At 66.5% G+C, this 20285-nt stretch carries 20 protein-coding genes; 15 read left to right on the forward strand and 5 right to left on the reverse strand.

What is annotated here, in order from left to right; genetic code table 11:
• Window positions 1-35: 35 nt before the first annotated feature.
• The 3 genes from B9N97_RS06290 to B9N97_RS06300 all read right to left on the reverse strand — a co-directional run bounded on the left by B9N97_RS06290 (window position 36) and on the right by B9N97_RS06300 (window position 2020).
• On the reverse strand, window positions 36-866 hold the full coding sequence (locus B9N97_RS06290; RefSeq protein ID WP_085084412.1) for a universal stress protein: 831 nt from the start codon (window positions 864-866) through the stop codon (window positions 36-38).
• Window positions 867-889: 23 nt separating this feature from the next.
• Window positions 890-1444 carry a glutathione peroxidase gene (locus tag B9N97_RS06295; RefSeq protein WP_085084414.1) on the reverse strand — a complete coding sequence of 185 codons (555 nt, stop codon included), beginning with the start codon at window positions 1442-1444 and terminating at the stop codon, window positions 890-892.
• 201 nt (window positions 1445-1645) lie between these two features.
• Complete coding sequence (locus tag B9N97_RS06300; protein ID WP_244560575.1) at window positions 1646-2020, reverse strand: winged helix-turn-helix transcriptional regulator; 375 nt, start codon at window positions 2018-2020, stop codon at window positions 1646-1648.
• A 184-nt stretch (window positions 2021-2204) separates the two neighbouring features.
• On the opposite strand from B9N97_RS06300, the gene B9N97_RS06305 reads away from it, so the two are divergent.
• The 11 genes from B9N97_RS06305 (at window position 2205) to B9N97_RS06350 (ending at window position 14384) form a co-directional block, all read left to right on the forward strand.
• On the forward strand, window positions 2205-3074 hold the full coding sequence (locus tag B9N97_RS06305; RefSeq protein ID WP_085084418.1) for an NAD(P)H-binding protein: 870 nt from the start codon (window positions 2205-2207) through the stop codon (window positions 3072-3074).
• 127 nt (window positions 3075-3201) lie between these two features.
• A complete protein-coding gene (locus B9N97_RS06310; RefSeq protein ID WP_085084420.1) occupies window positions 3202-3600 on the forward strand; it encodes a Zn-ribbon domain-containing OB-fold protein in 399 nt (132 codons plus the stop codon).
• Window positions 3597-4790, forward strand: coding sequence for a thiolase family protein (locus tag B9N97_RS06315; RefSeq protein WP_208621157.1), 1194 nt, complete (start codon window positions 3597-3599; stop codon window positions 4788-4790). Before B9N97_RS06310 ends, B9N97_RS06315 begins: the two co-directional genes overlap by 4 nt.
• Window positions 4791-4908: 118 nt before the next feature.
• Window positions 4909-5748 (forward strand): SDR family NAD(P)-dependent oxidoreductase, encoded by an 840-nt coding sequence (locus tag B9N97_RS06320; RefSeq protein WP_208621158.1) that lies wholly within the window; start codon window positions 4909-4911, stop codon window positions 5746-5748.
• A gap of 108 nt (window positions 5749-5856) precedes the next feature.
• Entirely contained in the window at window positions 5857-6981 is a 1125-nt protein-coding gene (locus tag B9N97_RS06325) for an acyl-CoA dehydrogenase family protein (protein ID WP_085084427.1), read from the forward strand.
• Window positions 6982-7021: 40 nt separating this feature from the next.
• On the forward strand, window positions 7022-7852 hold the full coding sequence (locus B9N97_RS06330) for an SDR family NAD(P)-dependent oxidoreductase (protein WP_085084429.1): 831 nt from the start codon (window positions 7022-7024) through the stop codon (window positions 7850-7852).
• A gap of 124 nt (window positions 7853-7976) precedes the next feature.
• Window positions 7977-11483 carry an indolepyruvate ferredoxin oxidoreductase family protein gene (locus B9N97_RS06335; RefSeq protein WP_085084431.1) on the forward strand — a complete coding sequence of 1169 codons (3507 nt, stop codon included), beginning with the start codon at window positions 7977-7979 and terminating at the stop codon, window positions 11481-11483.
• 21 nt (window positions 11484-11504) lie between these two features.
• Window positions 11505-12254, forward strand: coding sequence for an electron transfer flavoprotein subunit beta/FixA family protein (locus B9N97_RS06340; protein ID WP_085084433.1), 750 nt, complete (start codon window positions 11505-11507; stop codon window positions 12252-12254).
• Between the two features lie 2 nt (window positions 12255-12256).
• On the forward strand, window positions 12257-13183 hold the full coding sequence (locus tag B9N97_RS06345) for an electron transfer flavoprotein subunit alpha/FixB family protein (protein WP_085084435.1): 927 nt from the start codon (window positions 12257-12259) through the stop codon (window positions 13181-13183).
• 114 nt (window positions 13184-13297) lie between these two features.
• Window positions 13298-13474, forward strand: a complete 177-nt coding sequence (locus B9N97_RS35510; protein WP_167393200.1) for a hypothetical protein — start codon at window positions 13298-13300, stop codon at window positions 13472-13474.
• A gap of 16 nt (window positions 13475-13490) precedes the next feature.
• On the forward strand, window positions 13491-14384 hold the full coding sequence (locus B9N97_RS06350; RefSeq protein WP_280174738.1) for a DMT family transporter: 894 nt from the start codon (window positions 13491-13493) through the stop codon (window positions 14382-14384).
• Between the two features lie 7 nt (window positions 14385-14391).
• Here the strand turns inward: B9N97_RS06350 and B9N97_RS06355 are convergent, their stop codons facing one another.
• Window positions 14392-15273, reverse strand: coding sequence for a fumarylacetoacetate hydrolase family protein (locus B9N97_RS06355; RefSeq protein ID WP_085084439.1), 882 nt, complete (start codon window positions 15271-15273; stop codon window positions 14392-14394).
• 334 nt (window positions 15274-15607) lie between these two features.
• Between B9N97_RS06355 and B9N97_RS06360 the strand changes: the two genes are divergently transcribed.
• Genes B9N97_RS06360 through B9N97_RS06370 form a run of 3 tightly spaced genes read left to right on the forward strand, consistent with a single transcriptional unit; the run spans window position 15608 to window position 18659 of the window.
• On the forward strand, window positions 15608-16639 hold the full coding sequence (locus B9N97_RS06360; protein WP_085084441.1) for a hypothetical protein: 1032 nt from the start codon (window positions 15608-15610) through the stop codon (window positions 16637-16639).
• A 34-nt stretch (window positions 16640-16673) separates the two neighbouring features.
• Window positions 16674-17030, forward strand: coding sequence for a hypothetical protein (locus tag B9N97_RS06365; protein WP_085084443.1), 357 nt, complete (start codon window positions 16674-16676; stop codon window positions 17028-17030).
• 42 nt (window positions 17031-17072) lie between these two features.
• Window positions 17073-18659, forward strand: coding sequence for a phytoene desaturase family protein (locus tag B9N97_RS06370; RefSeq protein ID WP_085084445.1), 1587 nt, complete (start codon window positions 17073-17075; stop codon window positions 18657-18659).
• A 153-nt stretch (window positions 18660-18812) separates the two neighbouring features.
• Here the strand turns inward: B9N97_RS06370 and B9N97_RS06375 are convergent, their stop codons facing one another.
• Window positions 18813-19739 carry a quinone oxidoreductase family protein gene (locus B9N97_RS06375; protein WP_085084447.1) on the reverse strand — a complete coding sequence of 309 codons (927 nt, stop codon included), beginning with the start codon at window positions 19737-19739 and terminating at the stop codon, window positions 18813-18815.
• Between the two features lie 336 nt (window positions 19740-20075).
• Between B9N97_RS06375 and B9N97_RS36070 the strand changes: the two genes are divergently transcribed.
• Window positions 20076-20255: a transposase family protein gene (locus tag B9N97_RS36070; protein WP_244560591.1), complete on the forward strand. Its 180-nt coding sequence runs from the start codon at window positions 20076-20078 to the stop codon at window positions 20253-20255.
• Window positions 20256-20285: the final 30 nt, after the last annotated feature.

Consider the following 20285-nt stretch of genomic DNA (forward strand, 5'->3'; position numbering starts at 1 on the left):
GCCACCGGAGAGACCCCGTGTGGCGTCCGGGACTTTCAGTGGGAGACCAGCAACGGCACGGTCGAGCGGGTCAGCAGATTTCCGGTGGTGCTGCCGACCATCGCTTCGCGCAGGCGCGACCGGCCGAAACCACCCATGACGATCAAATCGGCGCCCGTCGCCTCGACCCGCGCCAGGATGGATCCGCTGACGCCATAGGCATCCTCCAGCACCAGAAGCTTCACCGTCGCCGCCACCCCGTGCTGGGCGAGGAAATCGACCAGCTCGCGGCCCGGCCCTGATTCGGCGGTCGGAGCCGGTGCTTTCACCACGATGATCACTACCTCGACCGCCGAGGCGGTCCGCAGGATCGGCAAGGCGTCGTGGACGGCGCGGACCGCTTCCCGGCTGGCGTTCCAGGCGACCACGACGCGTTGTCCCAGGGTTTCCACCGATGGCCGTTCCGGCACCATCAGCACGGGCACGCCGGCCTCCAGCACGATCTGGCCGCTGATCCGTCGTCCGCCGGGTTGGCCGATGTCGGACGGGCCGACCACCGCCAGATCGGTGCAGCGGGCGTGGGCGATCACGGTCTGCGCGGCGTCTCCGCCAGCGTCCAGCCAACGTTGCCGGGCCTCGGCAGGCTGGCCGTGGCGGATGAACAGGTTCTTGGCCAGTGCGGCGGACTCGTCGGCGGCCTTGGTCAACGCATCGTTCAGGGCGGGCCCGGCGAAGGATTGCGCCAGGACGGGAATATCCAGGGCCGGCCGCACATGAAGGCCGGTCAACCGCGCGCCGTGGGCGGCGGCCAGTCGGGCGGCCATCGCGATGCGGCCGGCGGTACCGTCCCCGCCATCGACGTGAACCAGGATGTCGTTGAAGGGCATGGCGTGTCTCCCGAGCGCGGCCGTCAGGCCTTTGCCAGTTCCGTTTCGATCGCGGTGATGACCAGCGTATCGTCCGGCGTCACGTCGGGGGCGAAGCGGCCCGCCACCGTGCCGTCGCGGGCGATCAGGAACTTCTCGAAATTCCAGAGGATGCCGGGTTCGGGGTTGGTCTTGATGCCGTAGCCTTCCAGCTTCTGGCGAAAGCCGCTTTCGGGCTTGGAGATCGCCGTCGGATGGGCGGCGATCAGGGCGCGGTACAACGGGTGCTGCTCCTCGCCGGTCACCGCGACCTTGGCGAACATCGGGAAATCGACGCTGAAGTTGGTCCGGCAGAACTGCTCGATCTCCGCGTTCGTGCCGGGTTCCTGCGCGCCGAAGTCGTTGGCGGGGAAACCGAGTACGGCGAAGCCACGGTCACGGTAGCGTTCGTGCAGAGCCTCCAGCGCGGCGTATTGCGGCGTCAGTCCGCATTTGGAGGCGACGTTGACGATCAGCAGCACCGAATCCTTGTGGTCAGCGAGTGTTGCGCTCTCGCCGGTGATGCGGGTCAGCGGAATGTCCTGGAGGGGCGTGGTCATGGGTGTCTCCGGTCAGGGGGAGGTTCCCGGCGGCTCGTAAATGTGGCCGTCATCGGGCGATGGACGAAAGGGTCGGGGGATGAGAAGTCGGCCGGACTATCGACCGATGGATCGGCATCGCCCGTGGATGGCGGCGTGCCGATGAGGCGATCATCCGATCAATCGGTGGGAAACGCAATCGTCGGATTTGGTTTGTGCGCTTCAGCCGGTTTCCCGTGCCGTTGCGTCGAAGTCCCGGCGCGCGTCCTCGATCGCCGGACGGTGCGCCTGCGCCCATTGTGACAGGGCGCGCAACGGCGCGATCAATGAGTGCCCCAACGCGGTCAGCTCATACTCGACGCGTGGTGGAACCGTGGGGAAGACCGTTCGCTTGACCAATCCGTCGCGCTCCAGCCCGCGCAGCGTCAAGGTCAGCATCCGTTGCGACACGCCGCCTCCCCGGCGGAGCAGGGCGTTGAACCGCATCGGCCCGTCGGACAGGATGCCCACCACCATCACCGTCCATTTGTCGCCGACCCGGTCGAGGATTTCGGCCAGCGCGCGGCAGTCGCCGTGGTTGTCGGTTCCGGCAGGCACAGACGTGTTCCCTGGTGACAAAGTCATGCCTCCTTGCGGGGGATCCACCGCCTTCCCATGATGGCGGCAGGCACAAAAAGTGCCCTTGGCGGCAGTGTGCGCCGCCGGTTGGCGCACGGCACCGGGAAAACGCCTCTCCCACTGAAACCCACCCGCCAAAACTCCCCTTTGAAAGGATGTCATCGTGAAGATCGGCGTCAGCGGCGCAAGCGGCAAACTCGGCTCGGCGACCATCGCCGCGTTGCAAGGTCTGGCCTCCGGACACGGCATCGTCGGCATTTCGCGAACCCCCGAAGCGCTTCCTTCAACGGTCGAGGCGCGGTTCGGCGACTACGACCAGCCCGATTCTCTGGCCTCGGCCTACGCCGGGCTCGATCGGCTGCTGATCATTCCGACGACCGACATGCGGCCCGGACAGCGGACCATCCAGCATCTCGCCGCCGTCGATGCGGCGGTCGCCGCCGGGGTCGGGCATGTGAGCCTGATGTCGTCGGCCGGCACCCGGCGGGCGAAGGAGCCGGACATCTGGGGCTGCTATTTCCCGGCGGAGCAGCGCCTGATGCGGACGGCCGGCGCCTGGAGCATCCTGCGCATGAATTTCTACGCCGAAGCCTTCGTCCAGGAGGTTCGTTCGGCGCTCGACCGTGGAGCCATCGCCGGCATCGGCGACGGGCGGGTGGGCTATGTCTCGCGCGACGATCTCGCACGGGCCGCCGCCGGCCTGTTGACCGGGGACGGGCATGACGGCGCCATCTACACCGGCACCGGCCCGGAGAGCCTGTCGGGGACGGAGCGGGCGGCCATCGCCGGCGCGGTGGCCGGGCGGTCCCTGCGTTATGTCGAACTGACGGAAGAGGCGTTCCGTTCCACGATGGCGCAGGCCGGGTTGCCGCCGCCCATCGTCGCGGTGGTAGTCAGCATCCGAACCCGTTTTGCCATGGGCGGTTTCGACATCGTCACCGGGGACATCGAGCGTTTATCGGGTCGGCGACCCCGATCGTTGCGGGATGTGTTGAGCGACGCGTTCTCCGAGACGGACAAAAATTCTGAATAAAGAAATTAGTTCTGATATCGGAAAGTCCTTGACCTCAGCGATGGGATCGGCACAATCGGGGTCCATCCTGCGGCGCGTGGCGGCGGCTCTCTGTCCGCTTCCACCCGCGCCATGATTGGGGATCCCCATGCCAAGGAAGCTTCCGCTTCTCAATCCTGAGAACACGGCGTTCTGGACGGGCGGTGCCGACGGGGAATTGCGCATCGCTCATTGCGACGCCTGCGGCACCCTGTTCCATCCGCCGACGCCGGTCTGTCCCGCCTGCGCCAGCCTCGACGTCGGGCACAAGCCGGTGTCGGGACGCGCGCGCGTCGTCACCTTCACGGTCAACCATCAGGCCTGGACGCCTGAGCTGGCGGAACCCTACGTCATCGCCATCGTCGAGATCGTGGAACAGGCGGGGGTCCGTTTCCTGACCAACATCGTTGGTTGCCCGGTGGACCGGGTGCGCATCGGCATGCCGGTGCGCGTCACCTTCGAACCGATCGATGACGTATGGATTCCTCTGTTCGTGGCGGACGAATGATGTTTGACCGTGTCTTCGAAAAGGATGTCGCCATCACCGGCATCGGCCAGTCGGAGGTCGCCCGCCCCTCGTCCAAATCGGCCATGCGGCTGACGGTCGAGGCGTGCATGGAAGCGATCGGCGACGCCGGCCTGACCCGCGACGACATCGATGGCGTGGCCTGCTGGCCCGGCGACAACAACAACGGCGACAGTTTCTCGCCGGTCGGCACGGCGGCGATCAAGAGTGCGCTCGGGCTGAAGCTCAACTGGTATGGCGCCGGGTACGAAGGCCCCGGCCCGCTCGCCGGGGTGATCCAGGGGGCGATGGCCATCGCCACCGGGTTGGCGCGGCATGTCCTGGTCTTCCGCACGATCACCGAGGCGACCGGCCGCGCCAGGTCGCGCACGGCGAATGCCCTGACGAACAAGTCGGCCGGGCGCGACGGAACCTATTATTGGCAGTGGTACACGCCCTTCAACGTGCTGTCGGCGATCAACCTCGCGGCCATGTACGCCCAGCGCCATTTTCACGATTACGGCACGACGGCGGAACAGTTGGCGCAGATCGCACTGACCTGTCGCCGGCACGCCGCGCTGAATCCCAAAGCCGTCTACCGCGCGCCGATGACGATGGACGATTACTTCGCGTCGCGTCTGGTGTCGACGCCGTTGCGGGTCTTCGACTGCGATGTCCATTGCGACGCGTCGACCGCGCTGGTTCTGTCCCGCCGCGACGCGGCGAAGGACCAGCCGAACCCGCCGATCCGCATCGATGCCATCGGTTCCGCCATCCACAGCCCGCACGCCTGGGATCAGGTCGATCTGTCCGCCATGATCACGCAGGAGGTCGGCCGGATGATGTGGAACCGCACCGACCTGACGCCCGCCGATGTGGACACCGCGCAGCTTTACGACGGCTTCAGCATCCTGACCCTGATGTGGTTGGAAGGGCTGGGGTTCTGTCCGCGCGGCGAGGGCGGGCGCTTCATCGAGAACGGAACCTGCATCGGTCTGGACGGCGACTTGCCGCTCAACACCAATGGCGGCCAGCTGTCGGGCGGGCGCACCCATGGCCTGGGTTATGTCCACGAAGCCTGTGCGCAGCTGTGGGGCCGGGCGGGTGGTCGCCAGTTGGCCGATCCCCGCGTCGCCGTCGCGGCGGCGGGCGGGGGTCCGCTGGGCGGAAGCCTGCTGCTGGTGCGGGACTGAGTCGCGCGGCGGATCCGGCGGCGATTGCTGGGGTCTAATATTGTACGTTATGCGGAAAAGTGTTGATTTTTTCGCGGCGGACTGACGTCATTCAAGAAAGATTTCCTGGGAGGACGTGGTGGCTGAAACCATGCGGCAGAGCGGCGGTTCCCTTCTCAACGGCAAGGTCGCCTTGGTCACCGGGGCGGGTGGCGGCATCGGCCGCGGTGTGGCGCGGCGCCTCGTGCGCGAAGGCGCCGTCGTCGTGGTGGCCGAGATCGACGAGGCCAGCGGCGCCCGCACCGCCGGGGAATTGCGCGCGGAGTTGGGTGGCGACGCGGTCTTTATCCGCACCGACGTCACCCGAAAAGAGGATGTGCTGGCGGCGGTGCAGACGGCGGTCGACCGCTTCGGCGGTCTCGACGTGCTGGTCAACAACGCCTTCGCTCCGACACCGGAAGTCCTGTTCGAGCAGAAAACCGACGAGATGCTGCAAAGCTGCCTGAATTCGGGCATCTGGGCGGCGTGGTGGGCGATGCGCGCGGCCCTGCCGCATTTCAAGGCGCGCGGCGGCGGGCAGGTGGTCAACTTCTATTCGATCGACGCCCAGGTCGGCGCCTGGATGCACGCGGACTACAACATCGTCAAATCCGCGCTGCTCGGCCTGACCCGCAGCGCCGCCGCCGAATGGGGGCGCTTCAACATCCGCGTCAATGCCATCGCGCCGACCGCCGCCGGGGCGGTGTTCGAACGGATGTGCCGGGAAATCCCCGGCTTCCGCGAGGCTTCGGCCGCGCGCAAACCCCTGGGGCGGCCCGGCGATCCCGAGGACGACATCGGCCCCGTCGTCGTCTTCCTGGCGTCGGAGATGTCGCGCTACGTCACCGGCGAACTCATCAACGTCGATGGCGGTCTTCATCTTCCCGGCTACCAGTCGCGGCCGGGCAACCTCGCCGAACTCGAACAGCAGCAACGCTAACGGCCCAGCGGCCTGGATGCCGGGAATCCGCCGCACCTTGCGGCGGAGACGCCCGGATTTTACCCGGGTTCCGCCGACCTATCCGCGCCGGCCCAGTGGAGAGCACGCATGCGCACGATCTTCCGCGACGACCACGAGATCTTCCGCGATCAGGTCCGCCGCTTCATCGACAAGGAAGTCGTCCCCCATCACGCCGCGTGGGAAGCCGATGGCATCGTTCCCAAGGATCTGTGGCGCAAGGCCGGGGCCGAGGGCCTGCTCTGCGTAACGATCCCGGAGGAGTATGGTGGTCCGGGCGGCGATTTCGGCCACTCCGCCGTTCTCATCGAGGAGTTGGCGCGGGCGAACGCCACCGCAGTCGGCTTCACCACCCATTCCGACATCACCGCCCCCTACATCCTGGCCTACGGCACCGAGGAGCAGAAACGGCGCTGGCTGCCGCGCATGGCGAGCGGCGACTTGATCGCCGCCATCGGCATGTCCGAACCGGGCACCGGCAGCGACCTGCGCGCGATGCGCACCAGCGCGGCCCGGTCCGGCGACGACTACATCGTCAACGGCCAGAAGACCTTCATCACCAACGGAATGAACGCCGGGCTCGTGGTGACGGCGGCCAAGCTGTCGTCTAACAGCAAGGATCTGACCCTGCTGTGCGTCGAGGAGGGCATGGTCGGCTTTGCCAAGGGGCGGAAGCTGGAAAAGATCGGCCTGCGCGGTCAGGACACCTGCGAGCTGTTCTACGACGGGGTCAGGGTTCCGGCGGCGAACCGGCTGGGTGAGGACAATCAGGGCTTCACATACCTGACCCACCAGCTTGCCAAGGAGCGGCTGATCATCGCCATCCGCGCGGCGGCCTCGGTGGAGGCGCTGCTGGAGGAGACCGTCGCCTACACCCGTGACCGCAAGGCGTTCGGCAAAACGGTGTTCGATTTCCAGAACACGCGCTTCAAGCTGGCCGAGGTCAAGGCCAACGCCACCATGCTGCGGGTCTTCGTCGATCATTGCCTGGGCCTGCTGCTGAACGGCGACTTGACTGCCGACCTGGCGGCGATGGCGAAGCTGCTGGGCGCCGAGATGCAGAACCGCCTGCTGGACGAGATGCTCCAGCTGCACGGCGGCTACGGCTTCATGAGCGAGTACAAGGTCAGCCGCGCCTGGGTCGATGCCCGCGTCGCCCGCATCTACGGCGGCACGTCCGAAATCATGAAGGAAATCATCGCGCGCACGCTGTGAGGCGGGCCAAGCGCGCGGTGGCGACGGAGGGGATGAAAAGATGACGACTGGCAAGCTTGACGGCAGGGTGGCGATCGTCACCGGCTCGGGCGGCGGCTTGGGCGCGGAATGCGCGCGGGTCCTGGCCGGCCACGGCGCCCGCGTCGCCGTCGCGGACATCAACGCGGACGCGGCCGAGCGGGTCGCCGGAGAAATCGTGCAAGCGGGCGGGCAGGCGATGGCCGTGCGTGTCGACGTGTCGTTGGAAGACGACGTGTCGGCGATGGCCGCTACAGTCATCGATCGGTTCGGCCGTATCGACATCCTGCACAACAACGCGGCCGCGCTCGATGTCCAACAGCGCCAGCGCGACCGCGACATCTGCAACCTGGACATGGCCGCCTTCGACCGGGCCATCGCCGTCAATCTGCGCGGCGCCGTGCTGTGCAGCAAGCACTGCATCCCGGACATGCTGACGCGGAGCCGCGGCTCCGTAATATTCGCGACCTCCGGGCTGGGAGTGCAGGGCGATCTGTCACTGACCGGCTACGCCGCGTCGAAGGCGGCGCTCATCATGCTGCCGCGCGTCATCGCGGCCCAATACGGCAAGCAGGGGATCCGCGCCAACGCCGTGCAGATCGGTCTTGCTCCGGCGGAGAACGCCCATGGGTCGATGCCGGCCGAGCTGCTCGACATCCTGCGCGACAACCATATGACGCCGGAGTTGGGAACGCCACGGCAGATCGCTGACGTCGTCGCCTTCCTGGCGTCGGATGAGTCCTCTTTCGTCACCGGCACCACGCTGGTCGCCGACGGTGGCTTCGGTTGCCACACGCCGTCGCTGGTCGCCATGCGCTCCTTCTTTCAGAAGGCTGGCAAGACCGGCATGTGATCGGACCGGATTCGGGCGGTCGGCCGAACAGTTCATCTCGGACGGACGCATCCTCCCGCGACCGTCTTCCTTGGGCGGCCCGGTCCTGCGGGCCGGTCCGCCCATTTTTCGAGACCATCACGCCATGACCCAAGATTCCCTGTCGCTGCCCTCCCTGACGTTGGAAGACAAATACGCCGTGGAAAGCGGCCGGGTGTACCTGACCGGCACCCAGGCCCTGGTGCGCCTGCCGATGATGCAGCGCCAGCGCGACACGGCATCCGGTCTGGACACCGCCTGTTTCATCTCAGGCTATCGCGGGTCGCCGCTGGGCGGTCTCGACCAGAATTTGTGGAGCGCCCGCAAGTTTCTGGACAAGAACCACATTCACTTCCAGCCGGGTGTCAACGAGGAACTCGGTGCCACGGCCGTCTGGGGCAGCCAGCAGGTCGGGCTGTTCGAGGGGGCCAGGCACGACGGCGTCTTTGCGATGTGGTACGGCAAGGGGCCGGGGGTTGATCGTTCCGGCGACGCGTTGCGCCACGGCAATTTCGCCGGCTCGTCTCGCCATGGCGGGGTGCTGGTGCTGGCCGGCGACGATCACGCCTGCAAATCCTCCTCGGTGCCGCACCAGTCCGAGCACGCTTTCGTCCACGCGATGATTCCCGTGCTGAATCCCGCCGGCGTGCAGGAGATCCTGGATTACGGCCTGATCGGCTGGGCGATGAGCCGCTGGTCCGGCTGCTGGGTCGCCATGAAGACCATCGCCGAGACGGTGGACAGCTCGGCGTCCGTGCATGTCGATCCGCATCGGATCGACCCGGTCATCCCCACCGATTTTCCGCTTCCGCCCGGCGGGTTGAACATCCGTTGGCCCGATCCGCCGCTGGAGCAGGAACACCGGCTGATGAAGCACAAGCTGTACGCCGCCCTGGCGTTCGCCCGTGCCAACAATCTGGATCGTGTGGTGATCGACAGCCCGCGCCCGCGATTCGGCATCGTCACCACCGGGAAAAGCTATCTCGACGTTCGCCAGGCTCTTGATGAGCTGGGCATCTCGGAGGCGATGGCCGCCGACTGGGGCATCACCGTCTACAAGGTGGGCATGCCCTGGCCGCTGGAGCGCGAGGGCGTGCGCCGCTTCGCCGAAGGGCTAGAGGAGATCGTTGTCGTCGAGGAAAAGCGTGCGCTGATCGAGAACCAGCTGAAGGAACAGCTCTACAACTGGAACCCCGACGTCCGTCCGCGCGTGGTCGGCAAGTTCGACGAAGGCGCCGACTGGATTCTTCCCTCGGCCGGTGAACTCTCACCCGCGCGGATCGCCGTGGTGATCGGACGCCGTCTGCTGCGTTTCCTGGACCATGACGGGATCCGACAGCGTGTCGATTTCCTCGACGCCCGCGAAACGCAAGGGGTGCAACGGGCACGCGTCGATCGCAAGCCGACCTTCTGCTCCGGCTGTCCGCACAACAGCTCCACCGTGGTACCTGAGGGCAGCCGGGCGCTGGCCGGCATCGGTTGCCATTATCTGGCAATGGGGCTGGACCGCAAGACGGACACCTTCACCCAGATGGGGGGCGAGGGGGTGCCGTGGGTGGGCCAAGCCCCCTTCACCGAGGAAACGCATGTCTTCGCCAACCTCGGTGACGGCACCTATTACCACTCCGGCAGCCTGGCGGTGCGGCAGGCCATCGCCGCCGGAGTCAACATCACCTACAAGATCCTGTTCAACGACGCCGTCGCCATGACCGGCGGGCAGCCGATCGACGGCACGCTGACCGTGTCGATGATCGCCAGGGAGCTTGCGGCGGAGGGTGCCGCGCGCATCGTGGTGGTCTCCGACGAGCCGGAAAAATACGGCAACGGCGGTGATCTGCCTCCCTTCACCGGGGTGCGGCATCGTGACGATCTCGACGCGGTGCAGCGCGAGCTGCGGGGGGTGCCCGGCGTCTCCATCCTGATCTACGACCAGACCTGCGCCACGGAGAAACGCCGCCGGCGCAAGCGTGGCACGATGGCCGACCCGCCCAAGCGCGTCGTCATCAACGAACTGGTTTGCGAAGCGTGCGGCGACTGCTCGGTGCAATCGAACTGCATGTCGGTGGTGCCGGTGGAGACCGAGTTCGGCCGCAAGCGCCAGATCGACCAATCCACCTGCAACAAGGATTTCTCCTGCGTGAAGGGATTCTGCCCCAGCTTCGTTACAATCCATGGGGGCACGCTGCGCAAGCCCCAACCGCTGGCGAAGGATGCGGTCGATATCTCCGCCTTGCCCGAACCGGTCCTGCCCTCCGTTGATCGGCCCTGGGGGATCTACGTCACCGGCGTCGGCGGCACCGGGGTGGTGACGCTGGGCGCGCTGCTGGGCCTGGCCGCCCACATCGAGGGCAAGGGCGTCAGCGTTCTCGACATCACCGGCATGGCGCAGAAGGGCGGGGCAGTCACCAGTCACATTCGCATCGGCCACACGCCGGAAGATTTGCACGCCGTCCGCATCGCCGCCGGTGGCGCCGACGCGATCATCGGCTGCGACATCGTGGTGGCCGCCGCCGGGGATTGCCTATCGAAGATTCGGCCGGGACGGACCCGCGCGGTCATCAACAGCCACGAGGCCGTCACCGCCGAGTTCGCGCGGCAGCGCGATTTCAAGGTTCCGGTGCAGGACCTCGTCGGTGACATCGATATGGCGATGGCGGGCGGCTCGCTCGCCCTGGTCGATGCGACGCGGCTCGCCACCGCCCTGCTGGGCGACAGCATCGCCGCCAACCCGTTCATGCTCGGCTTCGCGTGGCAGAGTGGGCTGGTTCCGCTGTCGGCCGCGGCGCTTCTGAAGGCCATCGCGGTCAACGGCGTCGCCGTGTCGATGAACACCACCGCCTTTCACCTGGGCCGGTTCGCCGCGCATGACCCGGCGGCGGTGGAGGCTCTCGCCCATCGGCCGCAAGCGGTCGGAACGCCGACGGCCATTGCCGATCTGCGCCGCCGCTCGGGCGGGTTGGAAGAGGTGATCCAGCGGCGCGCCCGTTTCCTCACCGATTATCAAGACGCCGCCTACGCCGCGCGATATTCCGCGTTCGTCGACCGGGTCCGCGACGCCGAACGCCGCGCCGCACCGGGAAAAACCAGCCTGACCGAGGCGGTCGCGCGCAACCTCGTCACGCTGCTCGCCTACAAGGACGAGTACGAGGTGGCGCGCCTTTACGCCCACTCCGGGTTCGTCGAGCGCATCGCCGAGATGTTCGAAGGCGACTACCGGCTGGAGTTCAACCTCGCGCCGCCGTTCCTCGATCATGGCGTGCCGGCGGGCGAGAGACCGAGGAAGCGGACCTATGGACCGTGGATGCTGAGCGTCTTCAAACTGCTGGCGCGGATGAAGGGGCTGCGTGGCACGCCCTTCGACCCGTTCGGCTGGACGCCGGAGCGGCGGATGGAGCGCCGGTTGATCGCCGAATACGAGACGACGATCCGCGACGTGCTGCGCACCCTAACCCGTGACAACCACGCGATTGCGGTGGAGATCGCCTCCCTGCCGTCGGACATGCGCGGCTATGGCCCGGTCAAGGACGCGAGCGTTGCCAAGGCCAGGGAACGCCTGTCCGAACTGATCCAGTCCTACCGGGACGGCGACGTCAGCGTCATTGCGGCGGAATAAGAGAGCGTTGGAGATCGCATCATGAAGATCCTCGTGCCCGTGAAGCGGGTGATCGACTATAACGTCAAGATCCTTTTGAAGGCGGATGGAACGGGCGTCGAGACCGCCAACGTGAAGATGAGCATGAACCCCTTCGACGAGATCGCCGTCGAGGAAGCGGTTCGTCTCAAGGAAGCCGGCAAGGCGACCGAGATCGTCGCCGTGTCGGTCGGCCCGTCCGGGTGCCAGGAAACGCTGCGTACCGCTCTGGCGATGGGCGCCGACCGCGCCATCCTGGTGCAGACCGACACCGAAACCCAGCCGTTGGCGGTTGCCAAGATTCTCAAGGCGCTGGTCGATAAGGAAGGCCCGACGCTGGTCATCCTGGGCAAGCAGGCGATCGATGACGACTGCAACCAGACCGGCCAGATGCTGGCGGCGTTGCTGGGCTGGGGCCAGGGCACCTTCGCCTCCGACGTTGCGTTGGGCGATGGCTCGGTCACCGTGATCCGCGAGATCGACGGCGGGTTGGAGACGGTGGAGCTGAAACTGCCGGCCATCGTCACCGCCGACCTGCGGCTGAACGAGCCGCGCTACGCCTCGCTGCCCAACATCATGAAGGCGAAGAAGAAGCCGCTGGAGACCGTCACTCCGGCCGCGCTCGGCGTCGACGTGGCACCGCGGCTGACGACGCTGAAGGTGGTCGAACCGGCCAAGCGCAAGGCCGGCGTCAAGGTGCCGGATGTCGCCACACTGGTGGACAAGCTGAAAAACGAAGCGCGGGTGATCTGACCATGACGATCCTCATTCTGGCCGAACATGACAACGCCATACTGAAGCCGGCGACGTTGAACACCGTCACCGCCGCCGCCAAGATCGGTGGCGACATCCATGTGCTGGTCGCCGGCAAGGGCGCGCAGGGCGTCGCGGAGGCCGCATCGAAAATCGTCGGTGTGTCGAAGGTGCTGCTGGTCGACGATGCGGCCTACGAGCATGCGCTGGCCGAACCGCTGGCGGCCTTTCTGGTCGAGATCGGCCGGAATTACAGCCATATCCTCGCTCCGGCGACCTCGGTCGGCAAGAATGTGCTGCCACGCGTTGCGGCCCTGCTGGACGTGGCGGCGGTCTCGGACATCACCGGCGTGGTCTCGGAGGATATCTTCGAGCGGCCGATCTACGCCGGCAACGCCATCGCTACCGTCCAGTCGCGGGACGGGGTCAAGGTTGTCACCGTCCGCACTACCGCCTTCGAAGCGGCGGGTCCGGGTGGCTCCGCCCCGGTGGAGACGGTGAGTGCGACGGGGAACCCCGGCCTGTCCTCCTTCGTTTCGGCCGAGCTGTCCAAGTCGGAACGTCCGGAACTGACCTCGGCCCGCATTGTCATTTCCGGCGGGCGTGGCATGCAGTCGGGCGACAACTTCCACCTGCTGGAAGCCATCGCCGACAAGCTGGGCGCCGCCGTCGGAGCGAGTCGAGCGGCGGTAGACGCCGGTTTCGTGCCGAACGACTACCAGGTCGGCCAGACCGGCAAGATCGTCGCGCCGGAGCTGTATATCGCCGTCGGCATCTCCGGTGCCATCCAGCATCTGGCGGGCATGAAGGACAGCAAGGTCATCGTCGCGATCAACAAGGACGAGGAGGCAGCGATCTTTCAGGTCGCGGATTACGGCCTCGTCACCGACCTGTTCAAAGCCCTGCCGGAGTTGGCGGAGGCGCTGTAAGGCACGTCTGCGTAAGGCACGTCTGCCGCTCCGGCGCTTCCCGGCCGGCGCGGACCCTGGGCCGGGCGATCGTGATGGCGCCCGGCCCTTTTTCGACCAAGGATGATGTTTGTCATGCTGACCTTCGACGATTGCGTGGCCCTTGCCGACGGCGATTTCGCTTCCACCCCCGCGTTGCGCGAGATCGGGACCATTCCCGCCCTGCGCCTTATCGCGCGCGCCGACGTCGACGCCGGCGCACGGCCGTTCCGCGCATCGGGGCCGAGCCGTTGGGCGGATGACGAGACCTGATGCCGTGATGCCGCCGATGGTTCCGTTCCTTTCGGCCGGCTTTGCGCGCCTCACGCCAAACCTTCGGGGGGCGGTGTGGATGATCGCGTCGGCCGTCTGCTTCACGGTCATGACGGTTCTGGTGAAGCGGCTGGCCGGCTATTCGCCGCCGCTCCAGCTGTTCTTCAGCCAGCTTGCCGTCGTGATCGGGTTGACGCCGACGTTGATCCGTAAGCCGGGAGTCCTGGGATCAGGGCAATTTATGCTGCTGTTCGGGCGGGCGATGACGGCGGTCGCCGGGGTTCTGCTCTCCTACTATTCCTTTCAGGAATTGCCGCTCGCCGACGCCAACGCATTGTCCTTCACCCGCGCCTTGTGGATGGCGCCGCTCGGCGTCGTCCTGCTGGGGGAGCGGGTCGGGCCGGGGCGGGCCGCCGCCTTGATCGCCGGATTCATCGGGGTTCTGGTGGTCGTCAACCCGTCCGCCCAGACTGAGGTCGGTTGGCCCCACGCCGCCGCCATCGGGTCGGCCCTGCTCTTCGCGTTGACGGTCGTCAGCATCAAGCTGCTGGCCAAGCAGCACGGCACCTTCAGCCTTCTGTGCTGGTCGTCGATCCTCGGTTTCCTGCTGTCGATCCCGCCGGCCATCCTGGTCTGGACATGGCCGACGCCGGGCGACGCGGCTCTCTTCGTCGTCATGGGCGCGGCCAGCGTCGGGGCGCAGGCCTGTTACATCAAGGGGATGACCTGCGGCAACTCCGTGGCCCTGGCGCCGCTCGACTATCTGCGCCTGATCTTCGCGGTGATCATCGGCGTCTGCTTCTTCAACGAGGTGCCGACCCTGTCGATGGTGGCGGGTGGCGCTCTCATCATCGTGTCGACCGTCTCCATCACGCTGTGGGAAGCGCGGACGCGCTCCGGCCATCCTTAAGGGACGGTCAAGGAATGCCGAGACGCCCGTTCCGCCGCTGAGGCAGCAGGATGCGCTGCGGCCCCACGCTGTTCCGCAGGACGCCGATCCCCTCGATCTCGGCCTCGATGCAATCGCCCGGCCGCAGGAAGCGCCCGTCCTCCAGCCCCACGCCGCAGGTCGAACCGGTAAACAGCAGATCGCCGGAGCGCAACGCGACCCTGGCGTCCACGAAGTTCAGCAGTTCCGCCAACGGAAAGATCATGTTGCGGGTGTTGTCGCGCTGCCGGGTTTCCCCGTTGATGCGCAGGGTCATGTCGCGCTCCGGCTGGCCTGGGCCGCCGAACGTGTCGAGCGTCGCGATCCAGGGGCCGATCGGCGCGGTGCGGTCGAGCGCCTTCTGGGTGAACAGATCCAGGCTGCCGAGCGCCTTTCCGGCATCCCGCGCGCTGACGTCATTCCCGATGGTGTAGCCGAGCAGGCATTCCGTCGCGTCCTCCTCGTCGGCGAGGCGGCGGGCGACCACCGCGACCAGTTCGATCTCATAATCGAGCTGACGGGTGACCGCCGGATACTGGATGACGCCGCCGGGATCCACCAGCGCGGAGTCCGGCTTGAGATAGGCGATAGTGTGGGGTGGAGCCTCCTTGCGGCCAAGGCGGGTCAGATGGGTCAGGTAGTTCAGCCCGACGCCGAACACGCGGGCCGAGGGATCGACCGGAGCCAGCAACTGCACGTCGGCTAGATCGATGCCTGCGGTGTCGAGGTCGAGAGCGTCGATGCCGTCGCTGGTCAGCCTGGGCGCCCAGCGTGAGAATGGAGCGCGGATGCGCCGGACCCGACCTTCGTCGGCATCGACCAACGCCCAGCCACAGCGCTCGTCGGCCTCGCGAATGCGTGCGATCTTCATGCATTGCCTCTGGTCCGGGGGGAGGTCCAAGCTCGTGGACGGTCCGGCAAAGGGCTTCGACTACCGGTCAAAGGGATGCGGACGCCATAATTTAGCAAAGCGAAGACATGTCCGTCAGCAGTCGATGCGCTGGAAAGCGTCCCTTCGTTTGACTCCAGGTCAAACGAAGGGACGCGCCAGAATTTGCGGGGTTGTGCGACAGTCGGTGGGTTCCAGGATTCGGCGGTGATCGCGGAAAACCGATCCTTCACCGTGCCGGTTCCGGTGATCCGGGGCCGCCGCCACCCGCTTGCACAACCATCCCCGCAGGGCTTTCTTGGGAGGAGCCGGTTCGATGAAACGGTTCGATGCCGCGCCGGAGCGCGGTGATTTCGCTTTCCAGCAACTGGTCGGGCCACAAAAGGTGACGGGGGCCTCGCTGAACGGCCTGCGTGGCTTCTTCGGCCTCGCTCTCAGCAAGAGCATGCCGTTCGGATCGGTCCGCGACGCCGACGGCACGATCTTCTCCTTCGTCCGCTCGGTCATGGCGCCGACCGGGACGCCGAACCCGACCCGTTTCTTCTACCTTTCGACCGAGATCGACGGGCGGAACATCCGCCTCGATCGCGAGCGGATGGCCCGGCAGGCGCTGACCCCGACGCCGGTGCAGTCCTTCGACGGCGAGACCGTGACCTGGACCAGCCAGCCGGGCGAGGCCGGCAACCCATGGACGCTCAACGCGTCCGGCACCGAATTGTCCTGGCGCGAGGAGGGGCTGTTCGACCTGCGCGGGCCGCTGCTCGGCACCGGGATGCAATGGTATCTGCCCGGCGTCGATTGGGGAACCTTCTACGCCTCGCAGCTCTACGACCTCGCCGGGACCTGCCAGGGGCGGCCGGTCAAGGGGATCGTGGCGCTCGATCAGGTCTACATGGCCGAGGGCGGCGCCATCCACCTCCAAAAGGATTTGATCGTCAACAACAAGAAGCACGTCCTCTGGTGGACCTTCGCGACGGTCTACAAGGACGGCAGCTTCGACGCCGGGTCGCTGATGGTCGGCCATGACCACCTCGGCTACGCCATTCTGATGGACCAGACGGGCAGGGTTCGCTGCACCACGGACATCGAGGGGTCGGTCACCCACAGGCCCGGCAGCTACTTCGCCGAAACGGTGCGCGTCACCGTCGACGGGTCGGAGGAGTGGGAATTCCTGCCCGACCCGAAGGGCGAGATGATCGATTTCGTCGGTGGCTTCCCGATCACGGCCCAGCAGGAGGGGCGCTGGCGCCGGGTCGGCGACACCCGCGAGCCCGACCGCTGGGTCGCCTGGGGCGAGTCCGATCGGCGCAACGGCAGCGCCCGCAACGTGCCGGGCCTGGATCTGTAAAAACAAGACGAGCGACGAAGGGATTGGAACGGTTATGGATGCCGACGAACGCGATGTCATCGCGCATTTCCTGCATGGGCAGATCGCTTGCTGGAACGCCAAGGACCGGGATGGCTTCTTCGCGCATTACCGCGCGGTGGCGCCGAACGGCCTGACCATTGAGTATGCCGGCCAGCCGCCGCGCGACGATGCGTGGCAAGCGCTCGACGCGATGTGGACCAGCCAGAGCGCCCGGATCGACATCGAGGTCGTGGCCACCATCGTCAACGGCCGCGAAGCGGCGTGCCATCACCGCAACCGGGTGATCGGCGGCGATGTCGCGATTCCGACGATCGAACTGTACCGGTTCGGCAGCGGAACGCTGTCCATCCGCTATTTCATCGGGGTCTGACGGAATGTTTTCTTTCATGGAATTGTGCGACGGGTGGAAGCGATGACGGCTTACGGTGCAGGTATCGATTACGACGTGATCATCGTCGGTGGGGGGCACAACGGTCTTTCGGCGGGGTGCTACCTGGCGGCGGACGGCAAGAGGGTGCTGGTGGTGGAGGCGCTGCCCAACATCGGCGGCATGGCCTCGTCCTCCTACGCCATTCCCGAGGCGCCGAACCATCTGGTGCACCCTTGCGCTCTGGATTTGCTGTCCTGGCGGGCGCACACGGTCGGCGACGAACTGGAGCTGGAGCGTTACGGCTTCAAGCAGAAGGAGCTGTCACCCTCCTACGTCTATCTGCATCCGGACGGCCAGTCCCTGGTGCTGTGGCGCGACTACAAGAAGACGGTGGAGGAAATCCGCCGCTATTCGCCGCACGACGCGGACGCCTATCTGGAGTTCATGGAGGTCGTCAACGCCCTGCTCGACATCGTGCATCCGATGATGCGGGTCGATCCGGCGCAACCGAACCTGCTGACCAAGCTGGGCGCCCTCCGGGCGCTGCGCCGCCATCGCAGGCTGAAGCCGGACATCGTCGCGCTGGCGACCGGCTCGGCCTATCAGGTGGCCAGGGAGCGTTTCGAGCATCCGGTGACCATCTCGGCGCTGACCTGCCTGACCGGCGCCGCCGGGCCGGTGCTGGCGGACGGCAGCGGGCTGTATTATTCGATTCTGGGGTTCCTGCACCGTTTCGGCATCGGCCGCTCGATGGGCGGCATGCAGATGCTGACCAACGCCATGCTGGCCCGCTTCAAGGATTTTAAGGGTGAGGTGATGACCAGCGCGCCCGTCGAGGAGATCATCGTCCGCGACGGGCGCGCCACGGGCGTTCGCCTGAAGGATGGCCGGACCGTCACCGCCCGCGCGGTGGTGTCCACCTGCCATCCGAAGATGACGTTCGACATGGTCACCCCCGGCTCCATCGCGCGCAAGCTGATGACCCGCGTCGCGATGGTGCCGTCGAACGCCCATGGCGCGTCGCCCCTGCGGGTCGATCTGGCGCTGAACGGCGAGATTTCCCTGCCCAGGCATCAGGCAATGCGGAGCGACGGGCTGAACCTGCGCGGGCCGGTTCTGCTGGTCGGCACCGACGAGGCGGTGCTGGAGAATTTCGCCGCGGCCGCCCGCGGTCAGGTTCCCAAGCTTCCCTACATGTGGATCGCCACCCCCAGCGCCGCCGATCCGTCGCAGGCACCGGCTGGTCAGGACGTCGTGTATCTTTACCCGCCGGCGATGCCGGTGTCCCCGGACGGAGGGTGGGACGCCGTGCGCGAAACGGCGGTATCGCGGACCATCGCCCATGCGGGTGATTATATCGACGGGTTGGAGCGCATGGAGATCGGCCGCCGGGTCGAAACCTCGCCGGAGTTGGCCAAGCGGCTGAACGTCCTGAACGGTTGCGTCCTGCACCTTGACGTTTCGATCCTCCGATCCAGCGTCTTGCGTCCGGCCGCCGGGCTGGGGGGCGAGACTCTTCCGGTGGCGGGCCTGTTCTTCGGCGGTGCCGGAATCCATCCGGGCGGCGGCGTCACTGGGATGCCGGGCAAGATCGCCGCCGGTCGGGTCAAGCGCTTCCTCGGCCGGTGACATCGCCGTTGACGTGGCCGGGACAATGGCTTGGCGGGATCGGCTGTCCTTCCTGGGAAAAGTGACGGCACTGGACATGCCGAGGATCGGCTCCTCGGCATTCTTCCCGTCAGCGAATTTTTACCGGCGAAGCCGGCGTTGCCGGGGCCAGCGTTACCGGGGAATGGCGGCGGTGATCTTTGCGTGCGGCCCGGCGGTCTGCGCAGCCCAGGCTTCGTTGGCCTGGTCGAAGCGGTAATCGGCGTAATCGACGGTTATGGCCTGTTCACGGGCGATGACCAGCAGGCGTTCCCATATCGCGCGCCGGTCGGCGGGGGGACGCTGTCCCGTGCCGATGCAGGACAGGGAGCGGAACAGCAGATCCGCGATGTCCAGCTTGACCTCCCGCCCGGCTCCGGTGCCGATGGTGAAGATCCGCGCACCCCAGCGTGTCGCCTTCAGAGCGGCCAGCATGGGTGTCCCGCAGACGAGGTCGAGCACCACGTCGAAGCCTTCCCCCGCCTCGGCCTTCAGCGCGGCGACGTCATCCTCGCCGCCCAGACGGACGGCCGCGTCGGCGATTCCGCGCTCCACCAGCCGGGCCAGCGCCCGCTCGTTGCGGGCGGCGGCGACCACGCGCCCGGCGCCAAGGTGGCGAGCCAGTTGCAAGGCGATCTGCCCCAGCGTGCCGGTGGCCCCCAGGACGAGGACGCGCTCGCCCTTTTGGATGTTTGCCTGTTCCAGGGGAACCAGCGCGCCGGTTCCGGCGATGCCCATCACGATCGCCAGCTTGTCGTCGACCCCGTCGGGAACCTCCCACACCTCCTCGGTCGGAACGAGGGTGCGCTCCGCCCAGGCGCCATAGGGCTGCACCGACCGCTCACCGAAATAGACCCGCCGGCCATCGGCGGTGCGGCCGACCCCCTCGCCACGGATGACGCAGGGATATTGGATGCCGAGGCGGTAGGCGCCCAGCACGTCCCAGCCGCCAAGCCCGACGGTATCGACGTCGATCAGGACCGCACCGTCGCGGGGCTGGGGTTCCGGGAACTCGGCGATGACAGGGGCGACGCCCCGCTCCGTGATGACGGCTGCGCGCATTTGGCGACTCCTCTGTTGGATGCCCCGGCGTGGTTCGAGAGGCGCGTCGGTCAGAGTCAGATCGGGGCCTGTTCGGCTCCAGACACGTGGCTCCAGCCTGCGAGGCTAATTTTTTGAACAATATTTTTATATATGTACAATATTGTGCCTCATGTCAAGCGAATGGAGGAGCGTTGGAGCTGATCTTGCCCCGGATCGGTGGTTCTTGCGCACTTTTCGTGATGCCGGTGGCACCCAACGCCAGGGATGATCACATGAGGTGAACATCGCACCAGATTCAGTTCACCGTGACCAAGCGCCTCCTCCCAATGATCCCCAATGGTCTCTGTGTCGAGCATGTTCTGCCGGAGCCGGACCGCATCACCATCTTCGTCCGCCCCCGACACTCATCAAGTCCCTTGCCCGCGTTGCCACGCGCCTTCGTCGCGGGTGCACAGCCGCTATGAGCGCCGGTTGGCCGATTTGCCATGGCAAGGCCGGCCGGCAATTCGGTTCTTCAAAGTTTTGTGTGGATGATCGGAGCGTGTTTCACCTTTTGATGTTCGC

It is taken from the genome of Azospirillum oryzae, from assembly GCF_900177515.1.
Lineage (GTDB): Bacteria > Pseudomonadota > Alphaproteobacteria > Azospirillales > Azospirillaceae > Azospirillum > Azospirillum oryzae_A.